Raw genomic sequence first — 24,254 nt, forward strand, 5'->3', positions numbered from 1 at the left:
TGGCAAACTGTCGCACTATGGGTGATGCCAAGGCGAGGACTCTGGAGGGCCGGAGAAGCACACCGCCGGCACCGTCGCAGCGCACCGTACCGGCGCGCGGACGAGTGGCCGCGGCCCGGGTGCGCGGCGTGGCCAGGCCTCGGCTGTGGTTCGAGATCCTGCTGATCGCGGTCAGCTACTGGACGTACTCCCTGATCCGCAACGCCGTGCCCGAGCAGAAGGCCGAGGCGCTGAGAAACGCCGACTGGGTGTGGCGCACCGAGCACAGCATCGGCATCGCGGTCGAACAGACCGTCAACCACGCGATGAACGCCGTGACGTGGCTGATCGTGGCGATGAACTACTACTACGCCACGCTCCACTTCATCGTGACGGTCGGCGTCCTGGTCTGGCTCTACCGCCGGCACCCCGGCCGCTACGCCGCCTCCCGGCTGGTCCTCTTCCTCACCACAGCGGTGGCCCTGCTCGGCTACTACTTCTTCCCCCTCGCGCCGCCCCGCCTGATGCCGGGCGGCGGTTTCATCGACACCGTGCTGGTGCACGACACGTGGGGCTCGATGGCCTCGGGCAACCTGGCGAACATGTCCAACCAGTACGCGGCGATGCCCTCGATGCACATCGGCTGGTCCCTGTGGTGCGGCGTCACCATCGCGTTGCTGGCGCGGGCCACCTGGGTGCGGGCGCTGGGCGTCCTGTACCCGGTACTGACGCTGGTGGTCATCATCTCCACCGCCAACCACTTCTGGCTGGACGCGGTGGGCGGTGTGCTCTGCCTGGCCTTCGCCTTCACGGTCGCCCGCCTCTGGTACGGCACGTCCCTCGCCCGGCTGCCCCGGCCGGGCCCGGCCCCGGCCCGTCCGTCGGAACCGAGCCCGTCCGGGGCGTGAGGGCACCAGAATCAAGCCCGTCCTGGGGCACCTCCCAGCGGCAGCCGGGGGAGAGTAGGACAGCCCGGCGACAGCCGGGCCCGGTGGCTCAGCCCACGCCGCGGTGCACGACGACACCACCGGTCATGGTGAGAGCTACGGGCGCCTCCCCCAGCTCGTCGGCCGGGGCCGTCACCGGGTCCACCCCCAGCGCGGTGAGGTCGGCCCGGAACCCGGGCGCGATGCGGCCCGCGTACGCCTCCTCGCCCACCGCCAGCGCCGCGTGCGACGTGCAGCCCTCCAGCGCCATCTCCCCTGTCAGCGCCTGCTCGGCGGTGACCGGTGCGGTGTCCGGTGCGCCGGCGGGGCGGCGCAGCCGGGCGGTGGCGAGCACGCCCCGCGGGTCGTAGTGCGCGATCGGCCAGTCGGAGCCGAGGACCAGCACGGCGCCCGCGTCCCGCAGGTCCCGGCACCGCCACGCCCGGCCGGCCCGCTCCTCGCCCACCCGCTTGGACCACTCGTCGGTGTGGTCGGCACGGGTGTACGCGGTGTGGGTGGGCTGCATGGAGGCGGCCACGCCGAGCGCGGCGAACCGCGGCAGCTGCGCGTCCGGCACGGTCTCGATGTGCTCGATGCGGTGCCGCCCGCGCTGTCCCGGGTCGGCCAGCGCCTCGACGGTGTCCAGCACGTGCCGGACCGCGGCGTCCCCGATGGCGTGCGTGGCGGTGCGTACGCCGGCCCGGGCGAGGCGGTGGACGGCGCGGGTGTACGTGGCGGGGTCCGGCCAGAAGGCCTCGGTGCCCTGGCCGTGGCAGTCGGCGTGTTCCAGCCAGGCGGTGCCGCCCTCGACGGTGCCGTCCATGAAGAACTTCACGCCGCCCACCTGCCAGTGCCGCCCGGCCCGCTTCTGAAGGGCGATCAGCTCGTCCAGGTCCCCGGTGTCCGCGCCCGGCATGCACCAGGGGGCGATCCGCAGCCGTACGGGGAGGTCGCCGCCGTCCTCGATGCCGGTGAGCAGGTCCAGTACGTCCGTGCCCTCCAGGTCCATGACGTGCGCGCCGGTCAGGCCGGTCGCGGCCATCCCGCCCAGCAGGGTGAGCAGCCGGGCGCGCCGCTCGGCCGCCGTCGGGCGGGGCAGCACGGGGCCCATCAGGTCCATCGCGGCGTGCTCGACGAGGTGCCCTGTGGGCCGCCCGTCCGGGTCGCAGACGACCTCGGCCCGCTGCTCGAAGGCGCGCGGCCCGTCGATCCCCGCTGCGGCCAGCGCGGGCCCGCTGGCCAGCGCGGAGTGCCCGTCGTACAGGCGGATGAAGGCGGGTACGCCGCCGAGCGCGGGCTCGATCAGCTCGCGGTGCACGGGCCTGCCGCCGAAGACGTTGTGGTCCAGGCCCCACGCCAGGACCCAGTCGCCGCGGCCGGCCGCACGCGCCGCGGCGGACAGCGCGTCCCGCAGCCCGGCCAGGTCGCGGCAGCCGGAGAGGTCGAGTCCGGCGGACATCTCCACGCCCCAGACGGGGTGGCTGTGCCCGTCGACCAGGCCGGGGGTGAGGGTGGCCCCGGCCAGGTCGATCACCTCGGTGTGCGCGCCGCGCCAGTCCCGTACGTCGCGCTCCTCGCCGACGGCCGTGATCAGGCCGCCCTTGACCGCGACGGCGGATGCCCAGGGCCGTTCGGGATCGAGCGTACGGACGTGGGCGCCGGTCAGGACGGTGTCGGCGGCGGCAGGGAGGGGCTGGGACACGACGGTTCTCCTTACGGGAGGGCGGTGGTGCGGGAGCGGTACGGGCGGCGGCCGTCAGCCGGCCGGGGGCCGGGCCGGAGCCTCCGCCGCGGCCGGCTCGGGCTGCTCGGAGGGCTCGGCCGGCTCGGGCTGCTCGGCCGCTTCCGGCGGCTCGGCGGCGAACTCTTCGTACACCCGGGGGCGGCTGCGGCGGATCCGGAGGGCGAGCAGCACGCCGACCGCGAAGGCGGCGGGGACGGTGAGGACCAGCGCGGTGTTGGTGGCGAGGGGCGCCGCGGTCATCAGCCCGATCTTCGCGACGACCAGCCAGAGGGCGCCCGCCATCAGCACGGTCGCGGCGGCCGGCGCGACCCGGGTGCGCCAGCGCCCCTCGGTGTGCCGGACGCGGCGGAAGAAGAAGGGCACCGCCACGGCGGTGAGCGCCTGGAGCGTCAACAGGCCCAGCATTCCGGGGGTGTTCATCCACAGCAGGAGCTGCTGGTACGGGTCCGCGCCGGCGAGCGCGAAGCCCGCGACGACCAGCAGTGCGAGGACGCTCTGCAGCGCTCCGGCGATGTACGGGGAGCGGTGCTTGGCGTGCACCCTGCCCAGGAGGGGCGGCAGCACGCCCTCCTGGGAGAGCGAGAGTCCGTAGCGGTTGATCGCGTTGTGGAAGGCCAGCTGGGAGGCGAGGATGCTGGTGACGATGAAGACGTGCATCAGGTCGGCGGCCCAGGCCCCGACGTAGTGCGTGGTGGCGGTGAAGAAGAGGCCCGCCGGGTCGGTGGCGGCCGCCTTCAGCACCTGCGTGCTGCCGAACGCCTGGATGACGATCCAGACGCTGAACGCGTAGAAGAGGCCGAGGAAGCCGACGGCGATGTAGGTGGCGCGCGGGATGGTGCGGCCCGGGTTGCGGGCCTCCCGGCGGTAGATGGCGGTGGACTCGAAGCCGGTGAAGGCCGCGAAGGCGAAGGCCAGGACGGCGCCGGTGCCGGGCACGAGGACGTGGCCGGGCGTGAAGGAGTCCAGGGCGAGGCCGTCCGCGCCGCCGTCCAGCAGCACCCCGCCGGCCAGCAGCACGAGGATGCCGGTCTCGGCGACCAGCAGGACGCCGAGCACCTTGGCGCCGAAGTCGATGGAGCGGTAGCCCAGGTACCAGATGACGAAGACGCCGCCGAGCGCGATCGGCGGCCAGGGCACATGGACGCCCCACAGGGCCTCCAGCGCGTCCTGGGTGCCGGTGGCGAGCAGGCCGTACACGCCGATCTGCATGCCGTTGTAGGCGAGCAGGGCCAGCGTCGCGGCGCCGAATCCGGCGGGGCGGCCCAGGCCGCGGGTGATGAACGCGTAGAAGCCGCCGCCGTGCCGGACGTGCCGGGTCATCGCGGTGAAGCCGACCGCGAAGAGGGCGAGGGTGGCGCCGGCGAGGAGGTAGCCGACCGGGGCTCCGATGCCGCCGATGCCGATGGCGAGCGGCGCGACGCCGGCCATGACAGTGAGCGGGGCCGCGGCGGAGACCACGAAGAAGGCGATATCGGCGACGCCGAGGGTGCCCGTGCGCAGCGCGTGGGCGCCCTCGCCGGGTGGTGGTGCGGTGTGCTGCGGCGCCCCGTCACGGGCTCCGGACTCTACGGCCATGCGCTCTCTTGCCCTTCTGCTGCGGGAGAGGGGTGAAGCGGTCCGGCACGAACACGGGTGGGACGGCAGCTCGACCGCGGGCGAAAAAAACCTAAAGCCTTTCGGTTTCGGCAATGTAGTCGCCGCCGTACGATTCGGGAAGACCTCACGGGCGGGAGATCAGAAGATGGGGCGGCCGCGGAAGGCCCTGCTGGACCGGGAACGCATCGGTGCGACGGCGCTCGAACTCGTCGACGAGAAGGGCGACTTCAGCGTGCCGGAGATGGCCCGCAGGCTCGGCGTGCAGACCGCCTCGGTGTATCACCATGTGGACGGCCGGGCCGGCGTGATCGAACTGCTGCGGGAGCGGGTCACCGACGCGATCGACACCGGCACGCTGGACGGCGTGCCCTGGGACGCGGCCCTGGAGCAGTGGGCTCGCTCCTACCGTGCGGCGTTCGCCGCCCATCCACGTGCCATCCCGATGCTCATGACCTCACCGGTGCGCGCGCCGCAGGTGCTCGCGCAGTACGAGGCCGTGGCCGGACTGCTGCTGGCGGCGGGCTTCGCCCCGTCCCTCGTCCTGCCGATGATCACCGGCCTGGACAACATCGTGCTGGGCTCGGCCCTGGACATGTCGGCACCGGACACGATGTGGGAGGTCAGCGAGGGCACCGAGGCGCCCCGGCTGGCCGCGGCGCAGGCCGCCACGGGCGCGGCCAGGGCGGACCAGGCGTTCGACCTGACCCTGGCCGGCTTCCTGGCGCACTGCCGAGAGCTGCTGAAAATCAGCCCGTCCGGCGTGTGAGTACCGGGGCCCGGGGGCAGAGCCCCCGGGCAACCGGCCCTCGGCCGGCCACGGCACCCGGGCACACCTCACGCCCCGTAGAAATGCTCCTCGACCACGCCGCGCGCCCGCCGCGTGCACCGCCGGTAGTCGTCCAGCATCTCCCCGACGTGCCCCTCCTCATACCCGAGGTAGCGCCCCACCGCCGCCAACTCCCGGGCATCGCCCGGAAACGTGTCGCCGGGCCGGCCGCGTACCAGCATCACCGCGTTCCGTACGCGGGTGGCCAGCACCCATGCCTCGTCCAGCGTCCGCGCGTCCTCCTCGCCGATCAGCCCGGCGGCGCGCGCCGCGGCCAGCGCCACCCGGGTCCGGGTGGTGCGCAGCTCCGGCAGCTCGTGGCCGTGCCGCATCTGGAGCAGCTGGACGGTCCACTCCACGTCGCTCAGGCCGCCGCGCCCCAGCTTGGTGTGCATCGTCGGGTCGGCGCCGCGCGGCAGCCGCTCGGACTCCATCCGGGCCTTGAGCCGGCGGATCTCGCGCACCGCGTCCTCGCCCAGCCCCTCGCGCGGGTAGCGGAGCGGGTCCACCAGTTCGATGAAGCGCTGCCCGACCCCGGCGTCGCCGGCGACCGGCTCCGCCCGTAGCAGTGCCTGCGACTCCCAGGTCAGCGACCAGCGCCGGTAGTACGCGGCGTACGAGGCGAGGGTGCGGACCAGCGGGCCGGTCTTGCCCTCCGGGCGCAGGTCCGCGTCGATCATCAGCGGCGGATCGGAGGAGGGCAGCTGGAGCAGCCGGCGCATCTCGTTGGCCACCGCGAACGCGGCCTTGGCGGCCTCCTGCTCGTCGGCGCCCTCGCGCGGCTCGTGCACGAACAGCACGTCCGCGTCCGAGCCGTAGTTCAGCTCGTGCCCGCCGAAGCGCCCCATGCCGATCACCGCGAAGCGGGTCGGCAGGGTGTCGCCCCACTGTTCGCGCACCGCTGCCCGCAGGGCGCCCGCGATCGTCGCGGCGTTCAGGTCGGACAGCGCCGAGCCCACGGCGTCCACCGCCTGCCCGTGGTCCTCCGCGGCCGGGCTGGACTCCGTGCCGTACGCACCGATCAGGTCGGCGGCCGCGGTACGGAACAGCTCGCGGCGGCGCACCCCGCGGGCCGCCGCCACCGCCTGCTCCGCGCCGTCCGCGCGGCCGACGGCGGCCAGGATCTCCTGTTCCAGCGCGGCCCGGCCGCGCGGCTGGAGCCCGTCGGTCGCGCCGAGCAGCGCGACCGCTTCGGGGGCGCGCAGCAGCAGGTCGGGGGCGAGGCGGCCGGCGGACAGCACCCGGGCGAGGTTCTCGGCGGCCGCGCCCTCGTCGCGCAGCAGCCGGAGGTACCAGGGGGTCTTGCCGAGCGCGTCGGAGACCTTGCGGAAGCCGAGCAGCCCGGCGTCCGGGTCTGCGGAGTCGGCGAACCAGCCCAGCAGCACCGGCAGCAGGGTCCGCTGGATGGCGGCCTTGCGGGTGACGCCGGAAGCCAGCGCCTCCAGGTGGCGCAGCGCGGCGACCGGGTCCTCGTAGCCCAGTGCCTCCAGTCGCTGCCCGGCGGCCTTCGCGGAGAGCCGGATCTCGCCCGGCTCCAGCACGGCGACGGCGTCCAGCAGCGGGCGGTAGAACAGCTTCTCGTGCAGCCGGCGCACCTCGCGGGCGTGCCAGCGCCACTCCTTGCGGAGGGTGTCGACCGGTTCGGTGCGCATGCCGAGCGAGCGGGCGAGCCGGCGCAGGTCCGGCTCCTCCTCCGGCATCAGGTGCGTACGGCGCAGCTTGTGCAGCTGGATGCGGTGTTCCAGGGTGCGCAGGAAGCGGTAGGCCGCGTCCAGCGCGGTGGCGTCCTGGCGGCCGACGTATCCGCCGGCGGCGAGCGCCTTCAGCGCGTCGAGGGTGGTGGCGCTGCGGAGCGTGGCGTCGCTGCGGCCGTGCACCAACTGCAGCAGCTGCACGGCGAATTCCACGTCCCGCAGGCCGCCGGGGCCGAGCTTGAGCTCGCGGTCCACCTGGCCCGCGGGGATGTTGGCGACGACCCGGCGGCGCATGTGGCGGACGTCGGTGATGAAGTTCTCGCGCTCGGCGGCCTGCCAGACCAGCGGGGTGACGGCGTCGACGTACTCCTGCCCCAGCTGCGGGTCGCCGGCCACCGTGCGGGCCTTCAGCAGCGCCTGGAACTCCCAGGTCTTGGCCCAGCGCTGGTAGTACGCGAGGTGGCTGCTGAGGGTGCGCACGAGGGGGCCGTTGCGGCCCTCGGGGCGGAGGTTGGCGTCGACGGGCCAGATCGTGCCCTCGGGGGTGACGTCGGAGCAGACGCGCATCATGCGGGCGGCGAGCCGGGTGGCGGCCTGCATCGCGTCGTGCTCCTCGACGCCGTCCTTGGGCTCGGCGACGAAGATGACGTCCACGTCGGAGACGTAGTTCAGCTCGTGGCCGCCGCACTTGCCCATGCCGATGACGGCGAGCCGGCTGACGGCCGCGTCCCCGGGCTGCTCCTCGGAGGCGATCTCCAGCGCGGCCCGGAGCGTGGCGGTGGCCAGGTCGGCCAGCTCCGCCGCGGTCTGCGCCACGTCCGTCGTGCCGCACACGTCACGCGCCGCGATGCCCACCAGCGCCCGGCGGTACGCGGCCCGCAGCGCGTCCTCGCGGGAGAGCTCGGCGCCCCGCTCGCCCCAGATGCCCTCGGCGAGCGCCTGCTCGAACTCCGGCGTGGTGGGGTGCAGGTCCACCGACTCGTACGTGGCCAGCGTCTCCCAGTCCCCGGGGTGCCGGACGAGATGGTCGGCGAGCGCCTCGGAAGCGCCCAGCACGCCCAGCAGCCGGTCCCGCAGCGGCTTGGCGGTGACCAGGGTGGACAGCAGCCGCTGCTGGTCCTCCTCCGGCTGCGCCTCGGCCAGCCGGACCAGTCCTCTGAGCGCCTGGTCCGGATCAGCGGTGGCCCCGAGCGCTTCGAGCAGCACCGAGTCGGACCGGACGGAAGACAGTTCGGGGGCGTCCAGCAGCTTCCCGGCTGCCTGCGGATCGGTGAAACCGTGCCGCAGCAGCCGGGTGAACGTGCTGCTCCGCCGTCCCTGCGGAGCGGGAAGTGCCATCGGGCGGTTGCCTCTCGGAGAACCTGCCGGATCGGTTTTTCAGATGAACGTGCCGCGCCTGCGCCGTTAAAGCACCGGCAGCATCTTGCGCAGCTCGAAGGCCGTGACCTCCGAGCGGTACTCCTCCCACTCCTGCTTCTTGTTGCGGAGGAAGAAGTCGAAGACGTGCTCGCCGAGGGTCTCCGCGAGCAGTTCGCTGCGCTCCATGAGGGAGATGGCCTCGCCGAGGTTCTGCGGCAGCGGCTCGATGCCCATCGCGCGCCGCTCGGCATCCGACAGGGCCCACACGTCGTCGTCGGCGCCCGCGGGGAGTTCGTACCCCTCTTCGATGCCCTTGAGTCCGGCGGCCAGCAGCACCGCGTACGTCAGGTACGGGTTGGCGCCGGAGTCGATGGAGCGCACCTCGACCCGCGTCGAGCCCATCTTGCCGGGCTTGTACATGGGGACCCGGATCAGTGCCGAGCGGTTGTTGTGGCCCCAGCAGATGTACGAGGGCGCCTCGCCTCCGGCGCCCGCCGGGCGGTTGGCGCCGCCCCAGATCCGCTTGTAGGAATTCACCCACTGGTTGGTGATCGCGGAGGTCTCCGCGGCGTGCCGCAGCAGGCCCGCGATGAAGGACCGGCCGACCTTGGAGAGCTGGTACTCGGCGCCCGACTCGTGGAAGGCGTTGCGGTCGCCCTCGAAGAGCGAGAGATGGGTGTGCATGCCGGAGCCGGGGAACTCCGAGAACGGCTTCGGCATGAACGTCGCCTGTACGCCCTGCTCCAGCGCGACCTGCTTCATGACGAGCCGGAAGGTCATGATGTTGTCGGCGGTCGAGAGCGCGTCGGCGTAGCGGAGGTCGATCTCCTGCTGCCCCGGGGCACCCTCGTGGTGGCTGAACTCCACCGAGATGCCCATCGACTCCAGCATCGTGATCGCCTGGCGCCGGAAGTCCATGCCGACGTTCTGCGGGGTGTGGTCGAAGTAGCCGGAGGAGTCCGCGGGGGTCGGCCGGCCGCCGTCCACCGGCTTGTCCTTCAGCAGGAAGAACTCGATCTCGGGGTGGGTGTAGAAGGTGAACCCGAGGTCGGAGGTCTTGGCCAGAATCCGCTTGAGGACGTAGCGCGGGTCGGCGTACGACGGGGAGCCGTCCGGCATCAGGATGTCGCAGAACATCCGGGCCGTGCCGGGGGCCTCGGCGCGCCACGGCAGGATCTGGAAGGTGCCGGGGTCCGGCTTGGCGATCATGTCGGACTCGTAGACCCGGGCGAAGCCCTCGATGGCCGAGCCGTCGAAACCGATGCCCTCGTCGAAGGCCTGTTCCAGCTCAGCGGGGGCCACCGCGACCGACTTCAGGAAACCGAGCACATCGGTGAACCACAGCCGTACGAAGCGGATGTCGCGCTCCTCCAGCGTGCGGAGCACGAACTCCTGCTGCTTGTCCATGTTCACCAATCCTTGCAGGTCGAACGGCCTGTCCACGCCCTTGCCCCGGAGCGGGGCGCGGCACGCCAGTATCGCGTGCGGGGGTTACCGTCACATTACGTTGTCGCGGCCCCTTCGGGCAGGCCCGGGGGACGCACGGGGTTTCGTGGTTCCCCCGCCGTTCCGGCCAAACCCTTGACGCGCTCCTGACAGCGAAGCCGGGGCGGTGGGACCCTGCCTCTGCACGGCGTCGTACATCCGCACCGCCCGCTCCGCTCCGGGCCGCCGGCCGGCGGCCCGTACGTCGTGGCCCGCGGCACCCGCGCGGCCATCGCATCAGGGGGTACGCGTGAGACACACCGACCTGCGCACCGGCACCGCCCGGCGCCACCGCTCCCGCACGTCCGCCCGAACGGCCCGCAGAACCGTTACGGCACTGCTCGCCGCCGGCACGCTCGGCGCCACGGCGCTCGCGGCACCGGCCGTGGCCGCCGACCGGTCCGGCACCGCACCGGCCGCGTCCGCCCAGGACGCGCAGCAGCCCGCGGCGAAGAAGCACGACGCGAAGAAGGCGGCCGCCTACTGGACCGCCACCCGTATGCGCGCGGCGAAGCCGCTGGACCTGCTGTCGCGGGCGCGGCAGCAACTCTCCGAAGCGGCGTCCCGCTCCACCACGGACGCGGTACCGCGCGGCAGGGCGGCGGCCGTCGCGCCCACCCTGCCACTGCCGTCCCTGCCGCTGCCGTCGCTGCCCGGACTGAAGGCCTTCCCGCAGGCCGGCGCCCCGTGGACCGGCAACGGCCAGGTCGTGAAGACGACCGGCCGGGTCTTCTTCACCTACCAGGGCCGCCAGGCCTCCTGCTCCGGCGACGCGGTGACCAGCCAGAACGGCAGTACGGTCCTCACCGCCGGGCACTGCGTGAAGCTGGACGGCGCCTGGCACACCAACTGGGTCTTCGTGCCCGGCTACAAGGACGGCGCTGCCCCGTACGGCAAGTGGGCGGCGACCAGGACCCTCTCCACGCCGCAGTGGACGGCGAGCGAGGACATCAACTACGACGTCGGCGCGGCGGTCGTCGCCCCGCTGAGCGGCAAGCGGCTCACGGACACCGTCGGCGGCCAGGGCGTCTCCTTCAACTCCGGCTACAACCAGAAGATGTACGCGTTCGGCTACCCGGCGGCCGACCCGTACGACGGCAGCAAGCTCATCTACTGCAGCGGCAACACCACCAAGGACCCGCTGCTCACCAAGGACCACGCGCTGGCCTGCAACATGACCGGCGGCTCCAGCGGCGGCCCGTGGTTCCGGACGTTCGACGAGAAGACCGGCACCGGGCTCCAGGCCTCCGTGAACAGCTTCGGCTACACCTTCCTGCCCAACACGATGTTCGGGCCCTACTTCGGCGACGACGCCAAGAAGCTGTACGACCAGGCGCAGGGGAGCTGAACCCCGGACACGCTCCGATACCCCGCGGGGGTAAGGTGCTGAGGTAACCCTCGACCGTACGCCTGCCCCCGTGGGAGACCCGATGCGCGCACAGCGGAAGGCCGCCGCGTGGTGCGGCCGGCTGCTGCTGTTCGCGGCGCTGGTGGCGGGCATCGTCACCATGCACACCTTCGGGCACCCCATGCAGGGCGAAGGGCACGCCACCGCCGCGCGGACGACGGCCGCCGCCCCGGCGGGCCACGTCGCGGCGCACGCCCTCTCGGACCACGCCCGGCCGGCCCACGCCCCGGCGGCCGATGCCCCAGCGGCCCGCACCCCGGTGGCGCAGGCCCCGCCGCACGACGGCCACCGGCACGCCGCCGCACCCGGTCCGCACGGCTTGGACCCCGGCTCGGTCTGCCTGGCCGTGCTCTCGGTCTGGCCGCTCGCGCTGCTGGCCGCCGCCGGGCTGCTCGTCCGGCGCCGGCGTCCCGGACTCTCCGCCGCCGCCCTGGCCCGCCTGCTGCGCGCCCTGTGGCCGATCCCGCCGCCCCTCCCCCGGCAGAGACGCCTCGCCCGTCTCGCCGTGCTGCGCGTATAGCAGCGCCCGGCCGCCGACGCGTACCGGCACCTCGCCGTACCCGTCACCGGTCCACGTGCCCTGCTCCTTCACCCGCACCACATCACGAGGTGTTCCCATGCGTACGCACACCCGCCGCGCCGTCCTCGGCGCGGGCGTCGCCGCCGCCGGCGGCAGCCTGCTCGCCGCCTGCTCCTCCGGCACCGCCGGCACATCGGGCCAGGACCACGCCGGCCGGACCGTCGGCCGCCCCGAGGGCCCCGGTGGCTTCGTCTCCCCCGAGGGCGCCGAGGTCGCCGCGGCCGAGAAGGCCCGGGCCACCAAGGGCGGCACCCTCCGGGAGGTCGCCCTCACCGCCGCCGCCACCCGCCTCGACCTCGGCGGCCGCACGGTCCGCAGCTGGGCCTACGGCGACGCGCTGCCCGGCAAGGAGGTCCGGGTCACCGCGGGCGACACCCTCGCCCTCACCCTGGCCAACCACCTTCCGCAGGCCACGTCGATGCACTGGCACGGCCTCGCCCTCCGCAACGACATGGACGGGGTCCCGGACCTCACCCAGCGCGCCGTCAAGCCGGGCGCGTCGTTCACGTACCGCTTCACCGCGGCCCACCCCGGCACGTACTGGTTCCACCCGCACTCCGGCACCCAGCAGGACCGGGGCCTGTACGCCCCGCTGATCGTCGAGGACCCCAAGGAGCCGCTGAAGTACGACAAGGAGTGGGTGGTCGTCCTGGACGACTGGGTCGACGGGGTGGACGGCTCCACCCCGGACGCCGTGCTGGCCGAACTCCGCAAGGGCATGGGCGGCATGGACCACGGGGGCGGCGGCATGGACCACGGCGAGGGCGGCATGGACCACGGCGACATGGGCCACGACATGTCGAACATGTCGATGACGACCGCGGCGAAGCCGGCTTCGGGCGGCCCCTCCCGGATGATGATGGGCGCCACCAGCAAGCTGCTCGGCGGCGACGCGGGCGATGTGGCGTACCCGTACTACCTGGTCAACGGCCGTACGCCGACGGACCCCGAGACGTTCCGGGCCCGGCCGGGCGACCGGATCCGGATCCGCCTGATCAACGCGGGCGGCGACACCGCCTTCCGGGTCGCGCTCGGCGGCCACGCGATGACCGTCACCCACACCGACGGCTTCCCCGTGCGCCACCGGGACACCGACGCGCTGCTGCTGGGCATGGGCGAGCGCTACGACGTGCTGGTCACGGTCAAGGACGGCGCCTTCCCGCTCACCGCGGTCGCCGAGGGCAAGAAGCGTGCCGGTCTCGCCGTGCTGCGCACCGGCGGCGGCGCGGCGCCCGACGCCTCCGTACGCCCGTCCGAGCTGTCCGGCAAGCTGCTCACCGCGGACCGGCTGACGGCGGATCCCGCCGTGCGGCTGCGCTCGCGCAGGCCGGACCGCACCGTGACGTTCGACCTCACCGGCTCGATGGCGAAGTACGACTGGGCGCTCAACGGCCGGCCGTACGACCCCGGCCAGCGTTACCCGGTCCGTTCGGGGGAGCGCGTACGACTCTCCTTCCGCAACACGACGACGATGTGGCACCCGATGCACCTGCACGGCCACACCTTCGCGCTGGGCAGCGGCAGCGGTCCGCGCAAGGACACCGCGATCGTGCTGCCCGGAAAGACCGTGCACGCCGACTTCGACGCCGACAACCCCGGCCTGTGGATGATCCACTGCCACAACGTCTACCACTCGGAGTCCGGGATGATGACCGTACTCGGCTACCGGAAGTAGCGCCTCCCGCACGGGAATCGGGCCTCCGGCACCCGCCGGGGGCCCGTCCCGGAACGGCAACGCTCCCGAAACACGTCCGCCGCACCGCACGTCACCTCCGCGCCTACACTCGGCCGCGTGCCTCGACTCCGCCTCGCTCTGCACCAGGCCGACTTCTGGGTGGGAGATCTCGCCCGGAACGCCGAAACGATCGTGCGCCGGACCCGGGAGGCGGCCGGACGCGGCGCGCGACTGGCCGCGTTCCCCGAGATGGCGCTGACCGGCTATCCCGTGGAGGACCTCGCGCTGCGCCCCTCCTTCGTGGCCGCGAGCCGCGACGCGCTGCGCGCCCTCGCCGCGCGCCTCGCCGACGAGGGCCTCGGCGAGACCGTCGTCGTCACCGGCTACCTGGACCGCTGCGAGCACGCCGAGCCGCGGTACGGACGCCCGGCCGGCGCCCCGCAGAACGCCGCCGCCGTGCTGCACCGCGGCCGGGTGGCGCTCACCTTCGCCAAGCACCACCTGCCGAACTACGGCGTCTTCGACGAGTACCGGTACTTCGTGCCCGGCGACACCCTGCCCCTCGTCCGGGTGGACGGCGTCGACATCGCCCTCGCCATCTGCGAGGACCTGTGGCAGGACGGCGGCCGGGTCCCGGCGGCCCGTACTGCGGGCGCGGGCCTGCTGCTCTCCGTCAACGCCTCCCCCTACGAGCGGGACAAGGACGACACCCGGCTGGAGCTGGTGCGCAAGCGCGCCCAGGAGGCCGGCTGCACGACGGCGTACCTGGCGATGACCGGCGGCCAGGACGACCTGGTCTTCGACGGCGACTCGATCGTGGTCGACGCGCACGGCGAGGTGCTGACCCGGGCCCGGCAGTTCGGCGAGGAGTGCCTGCTCCTCGACCTCGACCTGCCGGCCGCCGCGGACCGGCCGCCGTCCGGCGTCGTCGACGACGGTCTCCGCATCGATCACGTCACGCTCTCCGCCGATCCCCTGCCGCCGTACGAGCCGCTGCCGGTGCCGGCACCGGCACCGCGCCTGGACGCCGCCGAGGAGATCTACGGCGCGCTGGTCATGGGCCTGCGCGCGTACATCACCAAGAACGGTTTCCGCAGCGTGGTGATCGGCCTCTCCGGCGGCATCGACTCGGCGCTGGTCGCGGCCGTCGCCGTCGACGCCCTGGGCGCCGCCAACGTGTACGGCGTCTCCATGCCGTCCCGCTACTCCTCCGGGCACTCCAGGGACGACGCCGCCGAACTGGCCCGCCGTACCGGCCTGCACTACCGCACGGTCCCCATCGGGCCCATGTTCGACGCGTACATGGGGTCCCTGGCGCTCACCGGCCTGGCCGAGGAGAACCTCCAGTCCCGCATCCGCGGCACGACGCTGATGGCCATCTCCAACCAGGAGGGCCACCTCGTACTGGCCCCCGGCAACAAGTCCGAGCTGGCCTGCGGCTATTCGACCCTGTACGGCGACTCCGTGGGGGCGTACGGCCCGATCAAGGATGTCTACAAGACGGTCGTTTTCCAGCTCGCGAAGTGGCGCAACCGGTCGGCGGCGGAGCGCGGCGAGACACCGCCCATCCCGGAGCGCTCGATCACCAAGCCGCCGAGCGCTGAACTGCGGCCGGGCCAGGTCGACACCGACTCGCTGCCCGACTACCCCACCCTCGACGCGATCCTGGACCTGTACGTCGACCGCGACCTCGGCCATGCCGAGATCCTCGCCCGCGGCTACGACCCGGAGCTGGTCACCCGGGTCCTCCGGCTGGTCGACGCCGCCGAGTACAAGCGCCGCCAGTACCCGCCGGGCACGAAGATCTCCGCCAAGGGGTTCGGCAAGGACCGCCGGCTGCCGGTGACCAGCCGGTGGCGGGAGGGCGGGGAGCCCCTCTCCCGCTGACACCCGGCCGGGCTTGACCTCAACCAAACTTGAGGGAGCAGGCTCGGACCATGACCACGACACCGGATCACACCGAGATCTCCCTGCTCGTCAGCGGCTTCTTCCGCGCGCTGGACGCCCGTGAGTTCGACGCGGGCTGGGCCGGCGCGTACCTCACGGACGACATCAGTGTGGTGACGCCCATCGGCCCGGCCGAGGGCGCGGCCGCGGTGCGCCACACCGAGGAGGCGATCGGGCGGTTCGCGCGCACCCAGCACGTCTCCAGCGATCTCCTGCTCGCCACCGACCCCGCCACGGGAGAGGTCACCGCGTCCTGGAACGCGCTGATGACCCACGTGCACCACCCGGCCACACTGGAGCGGCGCGGGCCCGGCGCCGACCCCCTGTTCACCGTCGGCGGCCGCTACGAGGCGCGGCTGCGCCGCACGGACGCCGGCTGGCGGATCTCCCGGATGACCGTCGAGGCGATCTGGACCACGGGGCAGCCCCCGGACCTGCCCGAGGGCGTACGCGCCGGGGCCGGCGCCGAGGTACGGCCGCCGGAAACGGCAACGGCCGGCCGGGCGCCGCGCGGGCGCCGGGCCGGCCGTCGGGACCGGGCGGTTCAGCCGAGCCGGGCGGGCTCGTGCCGGACCTTGTCGTCGCTGGCGGCGACGATGCGGGAGCGGGTCGGGGTGCGGTCCAGCAGGCCGGCCGTCACCGCGATGGCGAGGCCGACGACCGCCAGGACCGCGCCGACCAGGGTCGGGGAGGTCCAGCCCCAGTGCGCGGCGATGGCGACGCCGCCGAGCCAGGCACCGCCCGCGTTCGCGAGGTTGAACGCGGAGTGGTTGGAGGCGGAGGCGAGCGTCGGGGCGTGCTCGGCCTTGTTCATCACCAGCATCTGGAGGGGTGTGGTGGTCATGAAGCCGACCGCGCCCAGCACCACGACGGTGACCAGGGCCGCCCACTGCACGTGAACGGTGAAGTGGAAGGCGACGAGCGCGACGGCGAGGGCCGCGAGCGAGCCGTACAGTGTCGGGCGCAGCGCCCGGTCGGTCAGCGGGCCCGCGGCGAGCGCGCCGAGGGTCATGCCGATGCCGAAGAGGGCCAGCACGACGGGCACGGTCCCCTCGCTGAAGCCGGTGACCTTGGTCATCATCGACGCGAGGTAGCTGTAGACGGCGAACACGCCGGCGAAGCCGAAGACGGCGGTGAGCAGGCCGAGCAGCACCTGGCGGTTGCCGAGGGCGCGCAGCTCGTGCTTCACACCGCTCTGCTCGTCACGCGGTACGTACGGGACGAGCTTGGCCAGCGAGGCCATGGCGATCAGGCCGATCGCGGCGACGACCAGGAAGGTCGCGCGCCAGCCGAGGTGCTGGCCGAGCAGGGTCGCGGCGGGCACGCCGACGATGTTGGCGACGGTCAGGCCGAGGAACATCGTGGCGACCGCGCGGGCCTGGCGGCCCTCCCGCACCAGGCGGGCCGCGACGACCGCGCCGACGCCGAAGAACGCGCCGTGCGGCAGCCCCGCCAGCAGCCGGCCCGCGATGAGCAGGCCGAAGTTCGGGGCGAGCGCGGACGCGAGGTTGCCGGCCGTGAAGACCGCCATCATGAGCAGCAGCATCCGCTTGCGTGGGATGCGCGAGCCGAGTGCGGTCAGCAGCGGGGCGCCGATGACGACGCCGAGAGCGTAGGCGGAGACGAGGTAGCCGGCGGTGGGCACGGAGGTGCCCAGGTCGTTCGCGACGTTGGGCAGCAGGCCCATCATCACGAACTCGGTGGTGCCGATACCGAAGGCCGAGATCGCGAGCGCGAGCAGAGCCAAGGGCATGAGTGACCTTTCAGGATCAAGGGGGTGGCGCGCCCGCAGTGGCGCGCGCGAGACAGGGACAGCCTTAAGTTCTCTTCCGGAACAAAGTGTCGCAGCCATTTCATTCCCGCACGCGAACAGGGCGTTACAGGGACAAGTCCTGACCCCGGAAGAGGGGAAATTGAGGGAAACACGGTGGGGCGGGGCCACTTCCGTGCCCCCGCCCCACCGCATCGGTGCCGTGCGGCCGCCGTACGCTCCCGCGCCCCGGCGGCTCAGATCGTGACGGACCGCCTCAGATCTTGAAGGACGCGGCCAGCGGCAGATGATCACTGCCGGTCGACGCCAGCGTCCACGCCGAGGCCGGATCCACGCCCTTGACCATGATCTGGTCGATCCGGGCCATCGGGAAAGCGGCCGGCCAGCTGAAGCCGAAGCCGTCGCCCGCCGCACCCTGCGCCGACCGCATCTGCGCGGTGACCGGGGCGAGCGAGCGGTCGTTCATCGTGCCGTTCAGGTCGCCGAGCAGTACGACCTTGGACAGCGACTCGTGCGCGATGGCCTCACCGAGCGCCGCGGCGCTCCGGTCCCGCTGGTTCGCGGTGAACCCGGCCTTGACCTTCACCCGGACCGACGGCAGATGCGCGGTGTAGACCGCGACCCGCTCCCCGTCGGGCGTGGTGACCGTGGCGCGCAGGGCCCGCGTCCAGCCCATCTTGATGTCCACGGGCCGCGCGTCGGAGAGCGGGTACTTGCTCCACAGGCCGACCGTGCCCTGGACCGAGCGGTACGGGTACTTCTTGGCCAGCGCCGACCGGTACTCGGGCAGCGCCTCGCCGGTCAGCTCCTCCAGCGCGATCACGTCGGCCCCGGAGGCCGCGACCTTGCGGGCGGTGCCTGCCGGGTCGGGGTTCTCGGCGTCGACATTGTGCGTGGCGACCGTCAGATTGCCCTCGCCGCCGGACTTGTCGGTGAGCTGCCCGGCGAAGAGGTTCGCCCAGACGACCGTCGGCAGCACCAGCGCGACCAGCGCGATCGCCGAGCGCCGCAGCAGGGCCGCGACGAGCAGTACGGGGATGCCCAGCCCCACCCACGGCAGGAACGTCTCCAGCAGGCTGCCGAGGTTGCCCACCGAATTGGGCACGTCGGCGTGGAGCACCATCAGCAGGCCCAGCAGTACGGCGAGCACGGCCAGCACGATCCCGCGCCGCCACATGCCCTCACGACGCCACCAGCCGGTCACGCGGCCCGTCCGGCGGCCGGTCCCGCCGGGGCCCGCGCCCCGCCCCGCCTCCGACATGTACGCCTGCGTCATCCCGATGCCCTCACTGCCGTGCTCGTGCGCCCCGCCTGGCCCCTGGTTTCCGTGCCCTTGACCATAGGCGATGCTCAGCCTGTGCTGTCCCCTCAGGGGACGATGCACGGATGGCCGTGAGTTCCGCGGGCACCCGCGCCGACAGGTGCTGTGACAGAACGGGCATGAACCGCTCATCGAGCGGTCGGAATCGGGCGACGGGAAGATCATTCTGCCTGCCGCCACGGACGGGCCGCAAACGTCGCCCGACCGCCCCCGGCGCGGGCTCAGGCGCGCGGCCGGACGCCCTCCAGGACCGTGTCGACGATCTGCTCGGCGAGGCCCTCGGGCAGTTCCTTCCACTCGTGCAGCAGCGCCCGGGAGAGCATCGGCGCCGCGAAGAGGTCGGCGAGGACGTCGATGTCGCAGTCGCCGCGCAGCTCGCCGCTCGCGATGCCCCGCCGCAGGACCGCCAGCAGCGCGTCCCGGCGGGTCTGGACGACCGTGTCGTGGTACTCCCGCCACAGCTCGGGCTGCGCCTTGACCTGGGTGATCACCGTCCGCATCAGCGCGGAGTTGCGCTTGGCCAGGCCGCGGCGGCGCAGGAACTCCAGCAGCGAGACCAGGTCGTCCCGTACCGACTCCCCGGCCAGCTCGGGGTTCTCCTCCTCCAGGGAGCGCATGACGTCGAGCATCAGGCCGGACTTTCCGGACCAGCGCCGGTACACCGTGGCCTTGCCCACGCCCGCCTCCCGGGCGATGCGCTCCATCGACAGGTCGGCGAGCGGGACGTCGCGCTCCAGGAGGTCCAGCACGCTCTCGATGATCGTGGACTCCAGCGCCTCGTTCCGCGGCCGCCCGGGCCGCCGCCCGGCCCCTGAGGGCCCGGCCGCGGCGGGGGACCCGGCGGCGGGGGGCTCCGAGGCGCGAGACTCGGCTGCGCGCGCGGACGGCTTCCCCGCGGAAGGCCCGGAGGCGTCCGTGGACGGCCCGGCGGCGTCCGTGGACGGCTCGGCCGCCGCGGCCTCTCGCGGCCGCCGTGCCCCCTCGGCCGGTGTCCCGTCCCGTTTCCCGCGCGTCACGCCTGGTCCGCCTCTCGTTCGTACCGCCCTGCCCGGAGCACCGCCGGCCGTTACGGCCGCCGCCCCGCGGGAGAAGTCTCTCGCGGCGCCTCCTGGGCCGGTCCGGCAGGCCGGGCGGCCGCCTTGCCGGGCAGGAACAGCCCGACGACCAGCGCGCCGAGGACGGCGACGGCGGCGGAGCCGAGCGCCGTGACGTGCATGGCGTGCACGAACGCGTCGTTCGCCGCGGCGGCCAGCTGCCGGCCGGCGGGCCCCAGCCGGTCGGCGACGCCGAGCGTGGCCTCGATGGACTCGCCCGCCGCGTGCCGCGCCGCGTCCGGCAGCCCCGGTACGGCGTTCAGCGTGCCCTCGATGTCGTTGCGGTACGTCGCGGACAGCACGGAGCCCAGTACGGCGACCCCGAGCGTGCCGCCGACCTGCCGGAACGTGTTGTTCAGCGCCGAGCCGGAACCGGCCTTCTCGCGCGGCAGGGACTGCATGATCGAGACGGTGACCGGCGGCATGATGTGCGCCATGCCGGTGCCCTGGATGAAGAAGAGCACCTCCAGCACGACGATCGGGGTGTCGGTGCCCATCAGCACGAAGCCCGACATCGTGACGGCGACCAGCAGCATGCCGACCGTGCAGACGGCCTTGGCGCCGAAGCGGTCGACGACGTGCCGGGCCCGCGGCGCGAAGATCATCTGGGCGGCGGCCAGCGGCAGGAGCAGCAGCCCCGCCTGGAGCGGGGAGAAGCCGCGCACGCTCTGGATGTAGAAGACCATGAAGAACGTGACGCCCATCAGCGCGAAGAAGACCAGCGCGATGGCGGCGACGGCCGCGGAGAAGGCGGGCTTGCGGAAGTGGCCGATGTCGATCGACGGGTGGTCGATGCGCTTCTCGTAGAGCACGAAGCCGGCCAGGACGAGCAGACCGCCGAGGACCGTACCGACCACCTGCGGGTCGGTGAAGTCCGCGAGCTGGCCGCCCTTGATGATCCCGTAGACCAGCAGGACGAGGCCGACGACGGACAGCACCACGCCCACCGGGTCGAGTCGGCCGGGCCGCGGGTCCTTGCTGTCCGGGACCAGCAGCACCATCGCGACCAGCGCGATCAGCACGATCGGCACGTTGACCAGGAAGACCGAGCCCCACCAGAAGTGCGAGAGCAGCAGGCCGCCGGCGATCGGGCCGATCGCGATGGCGAGGCCGACGCCGCCCGCCCAGATGCCGATGGCCTTGGGCTGCTCGTCGCGCTCGAAGACGTTCATGAGGACGGCGAGGGTCGCCGGCATGACCAGCGCGCCGCCGAGCCCCATCACCGCGCGGAAGGTGATCAGCTGGCCGGGCGAGCCGGACACGGCGGCCAGCACGGAGCCGAGCCCGAAGATCACCAGACCGGTCAGCAGGACCTTCTTGCGGCCCAGCCGGTCACCGAGGAGCCCCGCGGTGAACAGCAGTCCCGCGAAGACCAGGGTGTAGGAGTTGATCGCCCACTCCAGCTGGCTCTGGCTCGCGCCGAGGCCGGTGGGGGCAGGGGTGGCGATCGTCTTCATCGCCACGTTCAGGATCGAGTTGTCCAGCACCACGATGAGCAGGCTGAGCATCAGCACCGCGAGGATCACCCAGCGGCGGCGGTGGATGTGCTCGGGGACCTGGCGGGCGGCGGCGGTCGCGGGTATGCCCGCGCCGGACGGAGCGCCGGCGGCCCCGCCGCCGGGCGAAGATTCGGATGAACGTGCCATAAGAACCAGCGTACGCCACTTTCGATACGGCACCGTTCCGTATCGCTGGTTGTATCGGGCACGCACCCGCTTCGGGTCCTCTTCCACCACTCCGCACCGGCGTGTCAGCATGGGCAATGAGTCCGGGGACGCCGTCAGGGCGCCTCGAGATGACCTGAAGGAGCCGTCGTCATGACGCAGATTTCGCCTGCCCAGAAGCAGGACGAGCAGCAGGGCGCGCAGGGCCGGAACTCCGGCACCGCGGCGACGCCCGGCACGAAGCCCGCATCCGACAAGTCGCTGTACGGCGGCACCCGGTCCCGCCGCGTCACCGTCCGCGACATCGCCGCCGCCAAGGCCCGCGGCGACAAGTGGCCCATGCTCACCGCGTACGACGCGATGACCGCGTCCGTCTTCGACGAGGCGGGCATCCCCGTCCTGCTCGTCGGCGACTCCATGGGCAACTGCCACCTCGGGTACGAGTCGACCGTCCCGGTCACGATGGACGAGATGACGCTGCTGTCCGCCGCCGTCGTACGCGGCACGGAGCGCGCCCTCGTCGTCGCCGACCTGCCCTTCGGCGCGTACCAGGAAGGCCCCGTCCAGGCGTTGCGCAACGCCACCCGGCTGGTCAAGGAGGCCGGTGTGGGCGCGGTGAAGCTGGAGGGCGGCGAGCGCTCGGCCGAGCAGATCAAGCTGCTGGTCGACGCCGGCATCCCGGTGATGGCCCACATCGGGCTCACCCCGCAGTCGGTCAACGCCTTCGGCGGCTACCCGGTGCAGGGCCGCGGCGAGGAGGCGGCCCAGCAGCTGCTCCGGGACGCCAAGGCCGTGCAGGACGCGGGGGCCTTCTCGGTGGTGCTGGAGGCCGTACCGGCCGAGCTGGCCGCCGAGGTCACCCGCTCGCTGCACATCCCCACCGTCGGCATCGGCGCCGGCCTGGAGTGCGACGCGCAGGTCATGGTCTGGACGGACATGGCCGGGATGACCAAGGGCCGGGTACCGCGCTTCGTGAAGCAGTACGCGGAGCTGCGGAAGGCGCTGGGCGGCGCGGCGAAGGAGTTCGCCGAGGAGGTCGTGGGCGGCACCTTCCCGGCGGAGGAGCACACCTTCCGCTGAGGGCTCGCCCCAGCGTTTTCAGGGGCGCCGGCAGTCCGTGCCGGCGCCCCGTCGCCGAGCGGGCGGGCCGGGCACTCGGCGCCCCTGTCGGTGATCTGTAGGCGCGCCGCCACCGCCCGGCCAGGGCTGTCGGCGCTCTGTCGGAGCGTTGTCAGTGGTGCCTGCCACTGTGGACCCATGACGCAGAAGACACACTCCGCCGGCGGCCGCCCGGCCGTCCAAGTACGTGGCCTGGTAAAGCACTTCGGCGACGTGAGGGCCGTCGACGGGGTGGACCTGGACGTGCGGGAAGGCACGGTCATGGGCGTGCTCGGGCCGAACGGCGCGGGCAAGACCACCCTCGTCCGCTGCCTGTCCACGCTCCTGGTGCCGGACGCCGGCACGGCCGTCGTGGCCGGGTACGACGTCGTGCGCCAGCCCCGCGCCCTGCGGCGCACGATCGGTCTGACGGGCCAGTACGCCTCCGTGGACGAGAAGCTCTCCGGCCGGGAGAACCTCTACATGATCGGGCGGCTGCTCGACCTCTCCCGCAAGGACGCCCGGGCGCGCACCGACGAGCTGCTGGAGCGGTTCTCGCTCACCGAGGCCGCCAAGCGCGCCGCCGGCAAGTACTCCGGCGGCATGCGGCGCCGGCTCGACCTGGCCGCTTCGATGATCGGCAAGCCGTCCGTGCTGTATCTGGACGAGCCGACGACCGGCCTCGACCCGCGCACCCGCAACGAGGTCTGGGACGAGGTCAACCGCATGGTCCGCGACGGCGCCACGGTGCTGCTGACCACGCAGTACATGGAAGAGGCCGAGCAGCTGGCCGACGAGCTGACGGTCGTCGACCGCGGCCGGGTGATCGCCGAGGGCCGGGTGGACGAGCTGAAGGCCAAGGTCGGCGGGCGCACGCTGCAGATCCGCCCGGCGGTCCGCGACGAGCTGGACCGCATGGTCGGCGCGATCGCGCAGGCCGGTCTGGACGGCATGGCGGGGGCCACGGCGGACCACGAGGACGGCGTGGTGAACGTCCCGATCGTCAGCGACGAGCAGCTGACCGCGGTGGTCACCGTCCTCGGCGAGCGCGGCTTCGCGCTCGCCGGCATCAACACCCATCTGCCCAGCCTGGACGAGGTCTTCCTGGCCATCACCGGCCAGAAGACGTCCGAGGCCGACGCGGCCGCCGAGCCGGCGGACGCCCAGTACGAGGAGGTCGCGGCATGAGCGCCGCAGTGATCACGGCGCCGGCCGCGAAGCCCGGAGCCGACGAGGGCCGGATCGGCCTGCGGGCCAATCTCCGCCACATCGGCGCGCTGGTCCGCCGCAACGCCCTGCAGATCAAGCAGGACCCGGAGTCGATGTTCGATGTCCTGCTGATGCCGATCATCTTCATCCTGCTGTTCGTGTACGTCTTCGGCGGCGCGATCGCCGGCAAGGGCAACCAGCAGGAGTACGTCCAGTACCTGGTCCCCGGCATGATGGCGATGATGGGCATGAACATCGCCATGGCGGTCGGCACGGGCGTCAACGAGGACTTCCGCAAGGGCGTGATGGACCGCTTCCGCACGATGCCCATCGCGCGGTCCTCGGTCCTCATAGCCAAGATCGTCGTCGAGATCGGCCGGATGCTGATCGCCACCGCGATCCTCCTGGGCATGGGCTTCCTGCTCGGCCTGGAGATCAGGGGCTCGGTGCTGCAGTTCGTCGCGGCGATCGTGCTGTCGACCGTCTTCGGCGCGGCGCTGATGTGGATCTTCGTCCTGCTGGGGCTGACGGTGAAGACGCCGCAGGCCGTGCAGGGCATGGCGATGCTGGTGCTGATGCCGCTCCAGTTCGGCTCGTCGATCTTCGCGCCCACCGCGTCGATGCCCGGCTGGCTGGAGGGGTTCACGAAGGTCAACCCCCTCTCGAACCTCGCCGACGCCGCCCGCAGCCTGCTGGGCGGCCAGGGCCCCATCGCCCACCCGGCGCTGGTCACCCTGGCCTGGGCCGTGGCCATCACAGCCGTCACGATGCCCCTGGCGGTACGGAAGTTCCGCTCGAAGACCTGACGGGAGAAGACCTGACGGGCGAAGACCGGAGAGGGACAGGCCCCGTCGGCGCCCGGGGGTTCGAGCCCGGGG

Annotated in this window: 17 protein-coding genes and 1 pseudogene; 10 read left to right on the top strand and 8 right to left on the bottom strand. The window is 72.9% G+C overall.

Annotated features, from left to right (window positions below; all coding sequences use genetic code 11):
• The first annotated feature begins 17 nt into the window (after positions 1–17).
• Positions 18–887 (top strand): phosphatase PAP2 family protein, encoded by an 870-nt coding sequence (locus ACIGQF_RS11890; protein WP_399708307.1) that lies wholly within the window; start codon positions 18–20, stop codon positions 885–887.
• A gap of 88 nt (positions 888–975) precedes the next feature.
• Here ACIGQF_RS11890 and ACIGQF_RS11895 read toward each other — a convergent pair whose 3' ends face one another.
• Together ACIGQF_RS11895 and ACIGQF_RS11900 are read right to left on the bottom strand one after the other, a co-directional pair.
• A complete protein-coding gene (locus ACIGQF_RS11895) occupies positions 976–2,607 on the bottom strand; it encodes an amidohydrolase (RefSeq protein ID WP_399708308.1) in 1,632 nt (543 codons plus the stop codon).
• A 54-nt stretch (positions 2,608–2,661) separates the two neighbouring features.
• The gene (locus ACIGQF_RS11900; RefSeq protein ID WP_399708310.1) at positions 2,662–4,224 is read right to left on the bottom strand and encodes an APC family permease; all 1,563 of its coding nucleotides are present in this window, start codon (positions 4,222–4,224) and stop codon (positions 2,662–2,664) included.
• 166 nt (positions 4,225–4,390) lie between these two features.
• Between ACIGQF_RS11900 and ACIGQF_RS11905 the strand changes: the two genes are divergently transcribed.
• On the top strand, positions 4,391–5,011 hold the full coding sequence (locus tag ACIGQF_RS11905) for a TetR/AcrR family transcriptional regulator (RefSeq protein ID WP_399708312.1): 621 nt from the start codon (positions 4,391–4,393) through the stop codon (positions 5,009–5,011).
• Between the two features lie 68 nt (positions 5,012–5,079).
• Here ACIGQF_RS11905 and ACIGQF_RS11910 read toward each other — a convergent pair whose 3' ends face one another.
• The gene (locus ACIGQF_RS11910; RefSeq protein ID WP_399708313.1) at positions 5,080–8,103 is read right to left on the bottom strand and encodes a bifunctional [glutamine synthetase] adenylyltransferase/[glutamine synthetase]-adenylyl-L-tyrosine phosphorylase; all 3,024 of its coding nucleotides are present in this window, start codon (positions 8,101–8,103) and stop codon (positions 5,080–5,082) included.
• A 66-nt stretch (positions 8,104–8,169) separates the two neighbouring features.
• A complete protein-coding gene (glnA, locus tag ACIGQF_RS11915) occupies positions 8,170–9,531 on the bottom strand; it encodes a type I glutamate--ammonia ligase (protein ID WP_030256929.1) in 1,362 nt (453 codons plus the stop codon).
• Positions 9,532–9,859: 328 nt separating this feature from the next.
• On the opposite strand from glnA, the gene ACIGQF_RS11920 reads away from it, so the two are divergent.
• The 5 genes and pseudogenes from ACIGQF_RS11920 to ACIGQF_RS11940 form a co-directional block, all read left to right on the top strand.
• The gene (locus ACIGQF_RS11920; protein ID WP_399708316.1) at positions 9,860–10,957 is read left to right on the top strand and encodes a trypsin-like serine peptidase; all 1,098 of its coding nucleotides are present in this window, start codon (positions 9,860–9,862) and stop codon (positions 10,955–10,957) included.
• An 82-nt stretch (positions 10,958–11,039) separates the two neighbouring features.
• Positions 11,040–11,537 carry a hypothetical protein gene (locus ACIGQF_RS11925; RefSeq protein WP_399708317.1) on the top strand — a complete coding sequence of 166 codons (498 nt, stop codon included), beginning with the start codon at positions 11,040–11,042 and terminating at the stop codon, positions 11,535–11,537.
• A 97-nt stretch (positions 11,538–11,634) separates the two neighbouring features.
• Entirely contained in the window at positions 11,635–13,272 is a 1,638-nt protein-coding gene (locus ACIGQF_RS11930; RefSeq protein WP_399708319.1) for a multicopper oxidase family protein, read from the top strand.
• A 117-nt stretch (positions 13,273–13,389) separates the two neighbouring features.
• Positions 13,390–15,159, top strand: coding sequence for an NAD+ synthase (locus tag ACIGQF_RS11935; RefSeq protein ID WP_399708321.1), 1,770 nt, complete (start codon positions 13,390–13,392; stop codon positions 15,157–15,159).
• 50 nt (positions 15,160–15,209) lie between these two features.
• Positions 15,210–15,557: pseudogene (locus tag ACIGQF_RS11940) on the top strand (nuclear transport factor 2 family protein); the annotation flags it as partial.
• 206 nt (positions 15,558–15,763) lie between these two features.
• On the opposite strand, the gene ACIGQF_RS11945 reads toward ACIGQF_RS11940, so the two are convergent.
• The 4 genes from ACIGQF_RS11945 to ACIGQF_RS11960 all read right to left on the bottom strand — a co-directional run bounded on the left by ACIGQF_RS11945 (position 15,764) and on the right by ACIGQF_RS11960 (position 21,051).
• Entirely contained in the window at positions 15,764–16,972 is a 1,209-nt protein-coding gene (locus ACIGQF_RS11945) for an MFS transporter (protein ID WP_399708322.1), read from the bottom strand.
• 274 nt (positions 16,973–17,246) lie between these two features.
• Positions 17,247–18,167: an endonuclease/exonuclease/phosphatase family protein gene (locus ACIGQF_RS11950; protein ID WP_399708656.1), complete on the bottom strand. Its 921-nt coding sequence runs from the start codon at positions 18,165–18,167 to the stop codon at positions 17,247–17,249.
• A 365-nt stretch (positions 18,168–18,532) separates the two neighbouring features.
• Positions 18,533–19,060, bottom strand: a complete 528-nt coding sequence (locus ACIGQF_RS11955; protein ID WP_399708324.1) for a TetR/AcrR family transcriptional regulator — start codon at positions 19,058–19,060, stop codon at positions 18,533–18,535.
• A gap of 317 nt (positions 19,061–19,377) precedes the next feature.
• Positions 19,378–21,051: an MFS transporter gene (locus ACIGQF_RS11960; RefSeq protein WP_399708326.1), complete on the bottom strand. Its 1,674-nt coding sequence runs from the start codon at positions 21,049–21,051 to the stop codon at positions 19,378–19,380.
• Positions 21,052–21,222: 171 nt separating this feature from the next.
• Between ACIGQF_RS11960 and panB the strand changes: the two genes are divergently transcribed.
• The 3 genes from panB to ACIGQF_RS11975 all read left to right on the top strand — a co-directional run bounded on the left by panB (position 21,223) and on the right by ACIGQF_RS11975 (position 24,182).
• Complete coding sequence (gene panB / locus ACIGQF_RS11965) at positions 21,223–22,149, top strand: 3-methyl-2-oxobutanoate hydroxymethyltransferase (RefSeq protein ID WP_399708328.1); 927 nt, start codon at positions 21,223–21,225, stop codon at positions 22,147–22,149.
• 177 nt (positions 22,150–22,326) lie between these two features.
• Positions 22,327–23,355, top strand: coding sequence for an ATP-binding cassette domain-containing protein (locus tag ACIGQF_RS11970; RefSeq protein WP_399708330.1), 1,029 nt, complete (start codon positions 22,327–22,329; stop codon positions 23,353–23,355).
• On the top strand, positions 23,352–24,182 hold the full coding sequence (locus ACIGQF_RS11975) for an ABC transporter permease (RefSeq protein WP_399708332.1): 831 nt from the start codon (positions 23,352–23,354) through the stop codon (positions 24,180–24,182). Before ACIGQF_RS11970 ends, ACIGQF_RS11975 begins: the two co-directional genes overlap by 4 nt.
• Positions 24,183–24,254: the final 72 nt, after the last annotated feature.

The organism is Streptomyces sp. NPDC053560, assembly GCF_044544605.1.
Lineage (GTDB): Bacteria > Actinomycetota > Actinomycetes > Streptomycetales > Streptomycetaceae > Streptomyces.

Coding starts and splice junctions, on each gene's coding strand:
- ACIGQF_RS11890 (WP_399708307.1), top strand. CDS start 18: ATGGGTGATGCCAAGGCGAGGACTCTGGAGGGCCGGAGAAGCACACCG.
- ACIGQF_RS11900 (WP_399708310.1), bottom strand. CDS start 4,224: ATGGCCGTAGAGTCCGGAGCCCGTGACGGGGCGCCGCAGCACACCGCA.
- ACIGQF_RS11905 (WP_399708312.1), top strand. CDS start 4,391: ATGGGGCGGCCGCGGAAGGCCCTGCTGGACCGGGAACGCATCGGTGCG.
- ACIGQF_RS11910 (WP_399708313.1), bottom strand. CDS start 8,103: ATGGCACTTCCCGCTCCGCAGGGACGGCGGAGCAGCACGTTCACCCGG.
- glnA (WP_030256929.1), bottom strand. CDS start 9,531: ATGGACAAGCAGCAGGAGTTCGTGCTCCGCACGCTGGAGGAGCGCGAC.
- ACIGQF_RS11925 (WP_399708317.1), top strand. CDS start 11,040: ATGCGCGCACAGCGGAAGGCCGCCGCGTGGTGCGGCCGGCTGCTGCTG.
- ACIGQF_RS11930 (WP_399708319.1), top strand. CDS start 11,635: ATGCGTACGCACACCCGCCGCGCCGTCCTCGGCGCGGGCGTCGCCGCC.
- ACIGQF_RS11945 (WP_399708322.1), bottom strand. CDS start 16,972: ATGCCCTTGGCTCTGCTCGCGCTCGCGATCTCGGCCTTCGGTATCGGC.
- ACIGQF_RS11950 (WP_399708656.1), bottom strand. CDS start 18,167: ATGTGGCGGCGCGGGATCGTGCTGGCCGTGCTCGCCGTACTGCTGGGC.
- ACIGQF_RS11960 (WP_399708326.1), bottom strand. CDS start 21,051: ATGGCACGTTCATCCGAATCTTCGCCCGGCGGCGGGGCCGCCGGCGCT.
- panB (WP_399708328.1), top strand. CDS start 21,223: ATGACGCAGATTTCGCCTGCCCAGAAGCAGGACGAGCAGCAGGGCGCG.
- ACIGQF_RS11970 (WP_399708330.1), top strand. CDS start 22,327: ATGACGCAGAAGACACACTCCGCCGGCGGCCGCCCGGCCGTCCAAGTA.
- ACIGQF_RS11975 (WP_399708332.1), top strand. CDS start 23,352: ATGAGCGCCGCAGTGATCACGGCGCCGGCCGCGAAGCCCGGAGCCGAC.